Origin of the sequence: Nocardia transvalensis NBRC 15921, from assembly GCF_000308875.1 — a bacterium.
Classification (GTDB): Bacteria; Actinomycetota; Actinomycetes; order Mycobacteriales; family Mycobacteriaceae; genus Nocardia; species Nocardia transvalensis.
Genome location: NZ_BAGL01000064.1, coordinates 13,541 through 24,653, shown reverse-complemented (window position 1 = coordinate 24,653; position 11,113 = coordinate 13,541). Strand labels below are relative to the sequence as shown.

The following is an 11,113-nucleotide window of genomic DNA, read 5'->3' as shown; positions in this document are numbered from 1 at the left end:
GTGGCGTTTCGGTATCCTCGGCCGTCCCGGACCACCGCCGTCGCGACGCCGGTAGGATTCGAGCGGCCCTCGCCCGCACTACGGACTCCTACCGTCGTCCCGAAATGTGACATTGCCGCATGAATTCACGAGGGTGACAATCCGATCCGCGCACGGCAGTTAGGGAGGCGACGATTGTTCGCCGAGTTCAGGCATTGGGCAGACACCGTGGTCCGCCGGCGATTCACGGTGATCGGCGTGACGGTGGTGGGCCTGCTCGCCCTCGGCGCGTACGGCCTCGGCCTGGCGGACCGGCTCAGCTCCAGCGGATGGGACGATCCGACGTCCGAATCGGCCCAGGCGTCCCGGGTGAAGGATCAGGTGTTCGGCCACGACCACAGCGCCGACGTGGTCGTGCTGTATAACGCGCCCGAGGGCGGGACCATCGACGATCCGGAGTTCTCCCGGGCGATCGTCGACAACCTGAACTCGCTGCCGCAGCGCTATCCCGCGGAGATCGCCGGGATCAACGGCACGTATTGGCCGACCGACACCGGGATGACGCTGCCCGAACTGTTCGGCTCCGCGGACCACAAACACGCCTTCGCGTCCATCGCCGTCACGGGTAACGACGATACCGAGCGGATGCGGAACTTCCGGAAGGTCGAGTCGGCCTTCGAGATACCCGGTATCGATCTGGAGGTCGCGGGCGCGCAGTCGGTCGGCGGCGCGCTCAACGACACCATGACCCACGATCAGCAGCGGATGGAGCTGTTCGCGATTCCGGCGGTCGCGGTGCTGCTGTTCTTCGTCTTCGGGGGCGTGATCGCCGCGGCGCTGCCCCTGATCATCGGCGGGCTCACCGTGATCGGCGCGTGGGGGATCATCCGGGCGCTCACCACCGTCACCGAGGTGAACTCGTTCGTCTCCCCCGTGGTGTCGATGATCGGGCTCGGCCTGGCCATCGATTACGGGCTGTTCATCGTCAGCCGTTTCCGCGAGGAACTCGCCGACGGCCGCGACGTGCCCGCGGCCGTCCGGCGATCGGTGCAGACTGCGGGCCGTACCGTGGTCTTCTCCGCGACGATCGTCATCACCGCCGCGGCCGGAATCCTGTTGTTCCCCCAGGGATTCCTGCGCTCGTTCGCCTACGGGTCAATGGTGACGGTCGCGCTCGCCGCACTGACCGCCGTCACCGTCCTGCCCGCGATGCTGGCCGTTCTCGGTCACCGCGTGGACTGGCTGGGCTTCCGCCGCGCCCGCCCGGCCGCGAACGCGGTGCGGGACAACAACATCTGGGGCCGCATCGCGGACGCGGTGATGCGGCGGCCGCTCGCGGTGCTGATCCCGGTCTGCGCCGCCCTGGTGTTGCTCATCGCGCCGGTGCAGCACATCGTCTTCGGCACCATCACCGAGAAGTTCCTGCCGCCGGAGCATCCGGCCCGGCTGGCGCAGCAGCATTTCGACGAGATTTTCCCGCTGCGCCAGATCGATCCGGTGGATCTGGTCATGATCACCTACAGCGCGGCCGATACCGAGACGGTGCTGGAGCGGGCCAATCAGGCGCCCGGGCTCGTCGCGCCGTTCCCCGAACCGTTCAAACGCCCCGCGCAGCCGTATGTCTCGACCACGAGCACCGTGCTCGCCGGATCCGCCGACAAGGACGCGACGATCGACTATCTGCGGTCCATGCCGCTGCCGACGGGGGCCGTGCTGATGGTGGGCGGGCAGCCGGCCGTGGAGAAGGACAGCGTCGACGCGCTGCTGGCGCGCATGCCGGCGATGATCGCGTTCGTCTTCCTCGCCACCACCGTGCTGATGCTGCTGAGCTTCGGGTCGCTGATCCTGCCGCTCAAGGCGGCGCTGCTGAATCTGCTCGGCCTGGGATCCACGCTCGGGGTGCTGACGTGGATCTTCGTGGAGGGGCACGGGGCCGGGGTGCTGGGTTTCACGCCGCAGCCCATCATGTCGCTGGTGCTGGTGCTGATCGTCTCGGTGATCTACGGCCTGTCGACCGACTACGAGGTGTTCCTGCTCGCCCGCGTGGTCGAGGCGCGCAATGCCGGCGCCTCGACCACCGACGCCGTCCGCTCCGGAATCTCCCGCACCGGCTGGATCATCACCGCGGCCGCCCTGATCCTGATCGTGGTCACCGGCGCGTTCGCGCTCTCCGATCTGGTGATGATGCAGTACATCGCCTTCGGCATGGTCACGGCCCTGTTCATCGACGCCACCATCCTGCGCATGCTGCTGGTCCCCGCGGCCATGCGCCTGCTCGGCGAGTTCGGCTGGTGGGCCCCGTCCTGGTTGCGACGCCGCCCCGCCGAGCCCCGCACCGAACCGGCCCGCACCGGGCCCGCCGGCATCCCCGCGAGGGAGACGCAGCCGACGCCGGTGGAGACCGGTTCCCGGGGCTGACGCGCGCCTCAGATACCCAGGGCCTCGGCGGCCAGGGCGGTGCCCGCGATGCGCGCGCGGATCTTGGCGAAGGCGGTGTCGCGGGAGGTGGAGGTGTCGTCGGCGAAGGGGGCGAAACCGCAGTCGTCGCAGGTGCCGAGGCGGTCGGCGGGGAGGTAGCGGGCGGCGGTGAGGATGCGGTCGCGGACCTCCTCCGGGGTTTCCACGCGCGGATCGATGGGGTCGATGACGCCGACGAAGACGCGGGCGTCGGCGGGGAGGTGCTCGGCGATGATCGCCAGGACCTTGTCCGGGTCCGCCTCGCTGGCGAGTTGCACGTAGAACGCACCGGCCCGCAGCTGCAACAGCTTCGGCAGCAGCGCGGCGTAGTCGACATCGAGGCTGTGGGTGGAATCCTGGTCGCCGCCCGGGCAGGTGTGCACGCCGATCCGCGCCCGCTCCGCATCGGAGAACCGTTGCAGGACAGCGTTGTTCAGTTCGATGAAGCTGTCCAGCACGCCGCCGCTCGGATCCAGCTTCAGCGACAGCCGGCCCTCGGTGAAGTCCAGCTGTACCAGGTGCGCCCCCGCCTCGAGGCACCGGCGGATGTCCTTCTCGGCCTCGTCGGCCAGGTCGGCCAGGAAGTCCGCGCGCGAGTAGCCGTCGATCCCGTCGGCCGGATACAGCAGGCTCAGCGCGGAGGGCGCGATCACCGCCTGCTTGACCGGCGCGGTGGAATGTTGTTGCGCCACAGTGAGATAACTGTCCGCGTACACCTGGTACCGGAAGGGCCCGGCGGTGAGCCGCGGCAGCTGCCGCTGATGCCCGTCGGCGAACGGGATCACCGCGCCGTCCGGCGCGAGCCCCGCCGGCCCGGCGATCGGATAGGTGGCGAAACTCGGCTTCGCCTGCTCACCGTCGGTGACCACGGGCGATCCGAGGGAAATCAGCGTAGCTATGGTGTCGGCGACCGCGGTCCGCTGCCGCTCGGCCAGGGCGGCGGCGTCCAGGTCGCCGGCGGCGTGGGCCGCCAGGGCGTCGAGCAGATCGGAGGGCCGGGGAATACTGCCGATGGGTTCCGTGGGAATGCTCACGCCGCGAGTGTAGAAGGTCCCGACCGGTCACCAGGCCGGATTCGGCTGTGCTCGTATGGGATTCATCGGCCCTTCATCATCGGCCAGCGGTCCCCGCACGCTCGAGAATGTCGTTCGCCCACGCCACCGCGTCCGCGGCGGCCGACGACAGGATGTCCATGTGCTGTCCGGGATACGAGCGGTAGCTGGTCTCGGATCCCCGCGCGGCGAGTTCCGCGCGGTAGCGGCGGACGCTCGGAGCCGGGGTCAGCGGATCCCCGTCGACCGTGCACAGCAGGACCGGCGTCGAATCGGCCGGGGACGGCGCGGGATGCGCCAGCTGCCCGGCGACCCGTGTCCGGTCGGTCACGTCGCGCACGCCCAGATCGCGCACCGTAACGGAGGCGACCAACCGCCGCATCTCCCGCATCGACAGCGGAACTATGGTGTCCAGCAGTGTATTTCCCGCGTCCGTCAGGAACTCGTCGGGACGGAAATCGGGATCCTCGGCACGCAGTGCGGCGAGCAGCACCAGGATCAGCGCGTCGGCCGGGACGTCCGGATCGCGGGTCACCCCGTCGAAGTAGGACAGATAGTCGGGCGGTGCCAGCGCCACGACGGGAACACCGACGCGCAGCACGGCCGAGGCTCCTTGGCAGAACCCCGCCGCGATCACGTCCGTACCGATCGAGCCATCGAGTTCCCTTGCTGCCGAGCATATCCCGGCGATATCGCGCGCGATGGAATCGGTTCCGGGGAACGGAGCCAGCCCGTGCCCGTCGAGCCCCGCATAGTCCGCCACGGCCACCGCGAAACCGTCGCGCAGCCAGGCGGACAGATGTTTCAGCTCGGCTCCGGGCAGGCCGCGCAGCGACGGCGCGTTGGTGCGGTCCAGCCCGACGAAGCAGTGCGCCCACGTCATCAGCGGACAGCTCTCCCCGCGCACGGGCGGCGGCAGGAAGACCGAGCCCGAGGTCGTCCGATCGCCGCTGCGGAAACGAATCCGGTAACCGTCGACCGCGCCCCGCGGCCACAGTCCCGGCGCGCTCGGGGCCGCCTCCACCAAGGCGGTCACTGCCGCCGAGATCGTCACCGCATCCGGCCGAACAGCCAGTAGCCGGGCGCCCGCGGGTCGCTGCCGGTCAGGAATTCGACTACGCCGGACGCGAATTCGTCCTCGTCGAGCTGCCCGCTCCCGTCGGTGTCCGTCAGATCGAAAATGGCGTCGGATTCGTCGGCCGCGATTCCCAGGCCCCGGGTCACCTCCCGGAACCGCGTACGGGAGATTCCGTCCTCGCCACCGGTATCGATCAGCGCAAGGACCGCCCGCACCAGGTCGCGCGCACCGGTCGCGATCGACTCGGGCACGCCCCCGGCGCGGCTGCCGAGGAACTCCTCCACATCGATCGTCCCGTCGCCGTCCGCGTCGTAGTGCGCGATGAGCTGCCGGGCGAGCCGTTCGTAACCGGACCGCACCCGGGTGGCGACCGGATCTCCCAGCGGGCGCCCGAAGCTCTGGATCAGCCGCAGCGCGTGGGCGCGGAAGTCGTCCAGCCCGATCCGGCCGTCGCCGGTGGCGTCGAGGATGCGGAACCGGATGTCGCCATCGGACGACGAGTGCTCGGCGGGCCGGGAGCCGGCAGGCGTTTCGGAGGCGACCAGGCCGGCGGCCCAGGCCGTGGCCCGCCGCGCCGCCGGTTCCAGCAGTCCCACGTGATCCAGGGTGCCGAAGTCGTGGAACGTGACAGCCGTTCCGGCAGTGGCGATCTCGTCTGAGAAGGCGCGCCCCTGCGCCGGCGTGAAAACCGGATCGGCTCCCCCGGCGCAGAGGAAGATCGGCCGGTCGTACCGCGTCTCCGGCGGGCTGGTCGATTCCAGCGCCTCGGCGAAGGGCCGCCAGGACGCGATGCCCGTGATTCCGGCCGCGTCGTTGGTGCGGCCGGAACACATCGCGTCGAGTTCCTGCATCGAGACGCGCGTCGCCGCGTCGACCAGGTCGGCTCCGGCGGGGGTGAGCCGGTCCGCGGGCACGAATTCCGGCCTCCGTGTGTGCAATCCGGCGAGGATCGTGGGAATCAGCGCGTGCACGGATTGGGCGCCGTCCTCGGTGAACTGGCGGACGAAATCCAGGAACCGGATCGGCGGCGCCAGCGATACCGTCCCCAGCAGGTCCAGTTCCGGCGCGTAGGCGGTGCACAGCGCCGCCGCGAACAGCGAGCCGTGGCCGCCCTGCGAGAATCCCGCGATCACCGTCCGGTTGTCGACGGCGACGTCCATCTCGTGGACCGCGCGCACGATATCGATGATGTCGTCCGCGATCGCTTCGCCGTCGAGGTACGGATGCGGCTCGGTGGTGCCCAGGCCCTCGTAATCCGTTGCGGCGACCACGAAACCGGCTGCCAGCCAGTGTGCGAGGTGAGCCCGCTCCTCCGGGATCAAACCCACCCTCGACGGCGCGTTCCGCTCGTTCAGCCCCACTGTGCAGTGGGCCCAGGTGAGCACGGGCGCGGTCCCGCCCGTGGGTTCGGGCACGAAGACCGACCCGCCGACCGCGCGTTTGCCGCCGCTGAAGTTCGGGGCCACGTATTCGATCCGGTAGCCCTGCGCGGCTCCGTCCGGCCACAGCGATCGCGGGAGCGGATCCACCCTCAGCAAAGAGCCGGTTTCGGTCTCCGAACAGTCGACCACAGAAGTCACGTCTACCTCCGGTATGCGGCGGAAGGCTGAGCACTCGAGGCGTGCGACGAACTGCTTCCGACGATATGGAGGCTGTTCGTGGGGTGTCAACAGGCGTCATCGGGATCCGCCGGTGATCACGGCGAGTTGCGGCACGCCGGATGCGCCGTCCACGGCCACGCCCGCCGCACGGGTACTGTCCTCCGACGACAGCAGGCGCAGCAACACACGGGTTATCCCGGCTCGAGGAGGCCATCGATGTCATGGGCGTGGGTCGCGATGTTCGTACCGGTCCTGACGGTGGTCGCGGGGGTCGTGGTCCTGCGGAGATCGCTGCGGCGCGGCGCTCCCACGGACCACAACGAGGTCGCCGGCACGGTGTTCCAGGCGATCGGCGCGCTGTATGCCGTGCTGCTGGCCTTCATCGTCGTCAACGAATGGAATTCGCTGCAGGAGGCGAGCACCAACACCTTCACCGAGGCCAACCATCTAGGGTCGCTGTACTGGGATGCGCGGGCGCTGCCGCCGGAGGTGGGCCGCGATCTGGAGGCGACCACCCAGGAGTACGCGCGGGTCGTGATCGGCACGGAGTGGCCGCTGCTGGGCGACGGCGGGTACAGCCCCGAGGCCACCCGACTCGTCTACCGCATGCGCGACGAGATCAACGCCCTGCCCACCGACACCCCGCGCAGCCAGGCGGTCTTCGAGAATTCGCTGTCGACCGTCAACGACCTCGCGGCCGCCCGGCGCGAGCGGCTCAGCCAGAGCGGTCACAATGTGCCGACAGTGCTGTGGATCGCGCTGGCGGTCGGCGCGGCCGTGACCGTCGGCTTCACCTTCGTCTTCAGTCTCCCCAAATTCTGGACCCACCTGCTGCTCGGGGGCTCGCTGGCGGTCCTGGTCGTCTTGTCCCTGGGATTGATCATGACGCTGGACCAGCCGTTCGTCGGCGCCATCGCGGTCGAACCCGACGCCTTCGAGATCTTCCTGCGCGGACTCCCGCCGCAACGCTGACCTCGCTTACCGCGAAACAGAGTGTCGCGCAGGGAATTCCGTCCACACCTCGCCATGCACCGAGCCCGCGTTTTCCCGGGAGGCGCATCAACACGCCTGGATCGGCGACGCGCCGCGCTCGAGCGACCAGTAGGGCGATCTCACGGATCCCGGCGCCGACCGGCCGATACGCTGCCCGCGTCAGGGACGAGGCATCTCGATCGGGCAGGGGGTCTGCTGTGGTGTGGGCGTGGACGGCCGTGTTCATTCCGGCGATAGTGCTGATCGTCGGGGCTACCGTATTGCGGCGCTGGATGAAACGCGGCGCGGAGCACAACGACGTGGCCGGGTCGGTGTTCCAGGGGATCGGCGGGCTGTACGCGGTGCTGCTGGCGTTCATCGTTGTCAACGAATGGAATTCGCTGCAGGAGGCGAGTACCAACACCTTCGCCGAGGCCAACGATCTCGGAGCCCTGTACTGGGACGCCCGGGCGCTGCCGCCGGACCTCGGGCGCGATCTGGAGGCGACAACCAAGCAGTACGCCCGCGTGGTCATCGATCAGGAGTGGCCACTGCTGGGCGACGGCGGGTACAGCCCCCGCGCCACGGAACTCGTCTATCGCATGCGGGACGAGATCAACGCGCTGCCCGCGGATTCGCCTCGCGCGCAGTCCGTCTTCGAACACGCGCTGACCAAGGTCAACGACCTGGAGTCCGCGCGCCGGGAGCGCCTGAGCGAGAACGGGCACAACGTCTCCGCGACGCTGTGGGTGGCGCTCGCGGTCGGCGCGGTGGTGACCGTCGGCTTCACCTTCCTGTTCGGCCTGCCGAGATTCTGGTCCCACCTGATGATCGCGGGCTCTCTCGCCACCCTCGTAGCCTTGGCCCTGATACTCATCCTGATGCTCGACCAACCGTTTGCGGGTGTGATGGCGGTGGAACCCGAGGCCTTCGACATATTCCTCCGCGGCCTCCCGCCGCAACGCTGAACGGCGAGACCGTCGACACCTGGGATCAGATCCAGCGCGTCGACGGTTCCGGACGCGACAGCTCGGCCCACACAACAGTCCGCCCGCCGATCGTGTGCTGACCGCACCGGACACTATTCCGCTCAATGTCCGCACTGATCAGCCGACCGGCTTCGGCGATGACACCCGCATTCTCCGGCGAATCCTGCACCTCGACCACCAGCCGCGCCGCCGACACCGCCCGCAGCCGGACGGTCATCCGCGTCGGATACCGCACCGGAGAGTCCTCCATCGCCGCCACGAACGCCGTGGTGAGATCGTGGACAGCACGACCGGCGTCGGTCAGCACATCCATCCAGCCCCAGCGAAACAGGGTGTTGCGCAGGAACATTCCCGCGACGAGTATCGCCGTGCACTGAACCGACAGATCGATACGATCGGTCCCCGCACCCGGCAGCGTCCCGGGCGGCGGCAGCCCCCGCCCGACCCCCGCCCGCGTCGCGATATGCACCGCAACCTGCGTCAGCCGATCAGCCAGATACGCCCGCTCCCCCTCAGACAACAGCCCCGTCGCCGCATCCAGCGCCGCATGCTCACACGAACTGAGCCGCCGGATCTCCTCCAGCAGCTCACCCCAGCCCGCCGGGCTACCCACCGCCACCCGCGCGATCATCCGAATAATGCTGTCCCACTTTATATGTGACGATCGGCAACTCCCGCCGACCGGCACCGATCTCGGCGGACAGATCGGTGTAAGCAACCGCAAGCTGCGCAAGTCGCTGCCAGAGAAAACGCCGATGCAGTTCGCTGGCCCCGGCATCATCCAACGCCGTATGCGCCTCGAGAAAGTACCGTGCGAACCGATCCACCACCATGCCCACCGACTCGGTGTGCAGGTAGGCAGCGCTTGACGGTGGTGTCGTGTGCCGGGAGACCCAGCGATCGATCTCACTGACTAAACACAGACGGGCATAGCGGTTTTCACCACACTCTCCTTCATCGATCGCGCGATGCGCCGTGTGCAGCGCGGCTAGTTCACGGGCTGCGCCCAGCACCGGATGGGAGGTGAGGGAAATCGCGCCCGCGCAGGCGCCGAGGAGTTCATCTTTCGAAGGGAGCTTCACCTGTACATTCATGGCTATCCCGCCGCTTGTCGGTGCGATCCAGTCCTGTCATGCGAAAAGCGGCCCGGTGCACGCTGTCTCCGGTCGCTCGGCACACTCCGAGTACATCACCGATGGAAGCCAAAATGGAGTAATAACACTACAATCGACCGCACGCAGAATCCTTCCAAAACAAATGGAAGGTTCAGCTGAGACCACTGACGATCGGGGCGGAATCATGACAGCGCAGACAACGACACTCCCCCGCAGGTTGCTCGCTCGACGACTGCTCGCGTTGCGCGAGGCCGCCAAACTCACCCGAGACAAGGCAGCGAAGCTCGCCGAGATCAGTTCACAGACCCTGTGGCGGCTGGAGAACGGACAGGTAGCAAACGTCAAGAAGATGGTGGTCAGGGCACTGTGCGATGTCTACAGTGCGAGCGACAACGACCGGGAGGCACTGCTCTGGCTGACGGAGGAGGCCCGCAAGACCGGGTGGTGGCAGTCCTACAGCGACGCGATGTTCGACAACAAGGACCTGTTCGTCGTGCTCGAACAGTCCGCCCGCCGGGTCACATCGTTTCAGTTGACGCTGTTGCCGGGCCTGGTGCAGACAGCCGACTACCGACGCGCGATGGCTCAGACCTACGAACCACCACTGAACGATGAGGAGATCGATCGGCGCATCGAACTGCTCACCAAACGTCAAGCGCGCCACGAAGAGGCATCCGACAGCTTCGTCCTCGAGGTCTTGCTCAGCGAGGCGGCGCTACACCATCGAATCGGCGGCGCTGCGGTCATGGCCGATCAGGTACGCAACCTCGTGAAGTTGAGCAAGCGTGGAAATGTCTCGATCAGGATCGTTCCGCTCGCGGTTGGCGGCCACCTCGGACTACAGGTTGGTTCCTTCGTTCTTCTGGAGTTCCCGAAGCACCCCAACCCCGCACTCACCGAACCGCCCGTGGTGTATGTCGAGGGCTACACTGGGGCGCTGTACCTGGACAAACCCGATGAGATCGAGCAGTACCGAACAGCGTTGTCGGCCATCGATCGTGCAGCGCTCAATCAATCGGAGTCCAGGGCATTGCTAGTGAAGATCGCAGAGGAGTACGAAGCGTGACGTTCGACCTATCCGCCGCCGAGTGGTTCAAGAGCAGCCGTAGCAGCACCGGCGGAGATTGCGTCGAGGTCGCACACCTTGCCGAAGGCATGGTCGGAGTCCGCGACTCCAAGAACCCGAACGGCCCGGCACTGGTCTTCTCCCCAAGCGAGTGGGACGCCTTCAATGCTGACGTCAAGAGGCACAGATTCAACGGCCCCTCGACATAAGACCGGCCCGAGTCCCGGCGGCACGACACTGCCGCCAACTACCGGACCTCAGCGTATCCCTCGATATTCGGGGGTTCTGCGTGCGACGGTCGGAGGACGTTACGAAGCGGTGGCGTGTGTACGTATTGACCGCGTCCCTGTCGGACTGGACGATTAGGCGTGTCAAATCCCAAGTCCCTTCGTATTTCTGGAGTTCCCGAAGAACCTCAACCTGTGCTCAGCGAACCGCCCGTGGTCTATGTCGAGGGATACACTGGGGCCCTGTACCTGGACAGGCCCGATGAGATCGAGCAGTACCGCACCGCGTTGTCCGCAATCGAGAACGTCGCCCTCAGTCAGTCCAAGTCCAGGGCATTGCTGACGAAGATCGCCGAGGAGCACGAAGCATGAGTGTGGACCTATCCGCTGCGAGATGGTTCAAGAGCAGCCGGAGCGCCACCGGCCGGGATTGCGTCGAGGTCGCGCACCTGCCCGAAGGCAAGGTCGGAGTCCGCGACTCCAAGAACCCGGACGGCCCAGCACTCATCTTCACCCCGAGCGAGTGGGACGCCTTCACCACCGATATCCGAAGCGGCGGATTCAACCCGGCATAGCG

At 67.5% G+C, this 11,113-nt stretch carries 12 protein-coding genes; 7 read left to right on the top strand and 5 right to left on the bottom strand.

The genetic code is table 11. From position 1 onward, the window contains the following. Positions 1–174 precede the first annotated feature (174 nt). A complete protein-coding gene (locus ON41_RS23310) occupies positions 175–2,397 on the top strand; it encodes an MMPL family transporter (protein WP_083905568.1) in 2,223 nt (740 codons plus the stop codon). 8 nt (positions 2,398–2,405) lie between these two features. Here ON41_RS23310 and ON41_RS23305 read toward each other — a convergent pair whose 3' ends face one another. The 3 genes from ON41_RS23305 to ON41_RS39280 all read right to left on the bottom strand — a co-directional run bounded on the left by ON41_RS23305 (position 2,406) and on the right by ON41_RS39280 (position 6,146). After that, positions 2,406–3,470, bottom strand: a complete 1,065-nt coding sequence (locus tag ON41_RS23305) for a cobalamin-independent methionine synthase II family protein (RefSeq protein WP_040749870.1) — start codon at positions 3,468–3,470, stop codon at positions 2,406–2,408. A 76-nt stretch (positions 3,471–3,546) separates the two neighbouring features. Beyond that, a complete protein-coding gene (locus ON41_RS23300) occupies positions 3,547–4,524 on the bottom strand; it encodes an alpha/beta hydrolase (protein ID WP_157185594.1) in 978 nt (325 codons plus the stop codon). Between the two features lie 14 nt (positions 4,525–4,538). Further along, entirely contained in the window at positions 4,539–6,146 is a 1,608-nt protein-coding gene (locus ON41_RS39280; protein WP_157185593.1) for a lipase family protein, read from the bottom strand. 237 nt (positions 6,147–6,383) lie between these two features. Here ON41_RS39280 and ON41_RS23290 point away from each other — a divergent pair, with 237 nt between their 5' ends. Further along, entirely contained in the window at positions 6,384–7,139 is a 756-nt protein-coding gene (locus ON41_RS23290) for a bestrophin-like domain (protein ID WP_040749868.1), read from the top strand. 218 nt (positions 7,140–7,357) lie between these two features. Continuing rightward, positions 7,358–8,107, top strand: a complete 750-nt coding sequence (locus tag ON41_RS23285) for a bestrophin-like domain (protein ID WP_051162273.1) — start codon at positions 7,358–7,360, stop codon at positions 8,105–8,107. A 25-nt stretch (positions 8,108–8,132) separates the two neighbouring features. Here the strand turns inward: ON41_RS23285 and ON41_RS23280 are convergent, their stop codons facing one another. Both ON41_RS23280 and ON41_RS40560 read right to left on the bottom strand, forming a co-directional pair. Further along, a complete protein-coding gene (locus ON41_RS23280; RefSeq protein WP_040749867.1) occupies positions 8,133–8,759 on the bottom strand; it encodes a hypothetical protein in 627 nt (208 codons plus the stop codon). After that, positions 8,734–9,222 carry a DUF4254 domain-containing protein gene (locus ON41_RS40560; protein ID WP_083905566.1) on the bottom strand — a complete coding sequence of 163 codons (489 nt, stop codon included), beginning with the start codon at positions 9,220–9,222 and terminating at the stop codon, positions 8,734–8,736. The genes ON41_RS23280 and ON41_RS40560 overlap by 26 nt, the downstream gene beginning before the upstream one ends. Before the next feature lie 205 nt (positions 9,223–9,427). On the opposite strand from ON41_RS40560, the gene ON41_RS23275 reads away from it, so the two are divergent. From ON41_RS23275 to ON41_RS23265, 4 genes are all read left to right on the top strand, one after another. Next, positions 9,428–10,309: a helix-turn-helix domain-containing protein gene (locus tag ON41_RS23275; RefSeq protein ID WP_040749866.1), complete on the top strand. Its 882-nt coding sequence runs from the start codon at positions 9,428–9,430 to the stop codon at positions 10,307–10,309. Then, positions 10,306–10,518 (top strand): DUF397 domain-containing protein, encoded by a 213-nt coding sequence (locus ON41_RS23270; RefSeq protein ID WP_040749865.1) that lies wholly within the window; start codon positions 10,306–10,308, stop codon positions 10,516–10,518. Before ON41_RS23275 ends, ON41_RS23270 begins: the two co-directional genes overlap by 4 nt. A gap of 213 nt (positions 10,519–10,731) precedes the next feature. Beyond that, positions 10,732–10,908, top strand: coding sequence for a Scr1 family TA system antitoxin-like transcriptional regulator (locus ON41_RS41790; RefSeq protein WP_157185592.1), 177 nt, complete (start codon positions 10,732–10,734; stop codon positions 10,906–10,908). After that, positions 10,905–11,111, top strand: a complete 207-nt coding sequence (locus tag ON41_RS23265) for a DUF397 domain-containing protein (RefSeq protein ID WP_040749864.1) — start codon at positions 10,905–10,907, stop codon at positions 11,109–11,111. Before ON41_RS41790 ends, ON41_RS23265 begins: the two co-directional genes overlap by 4 nt. Positions 11,112–11,113: the final 2 nt, after the last annotated feature.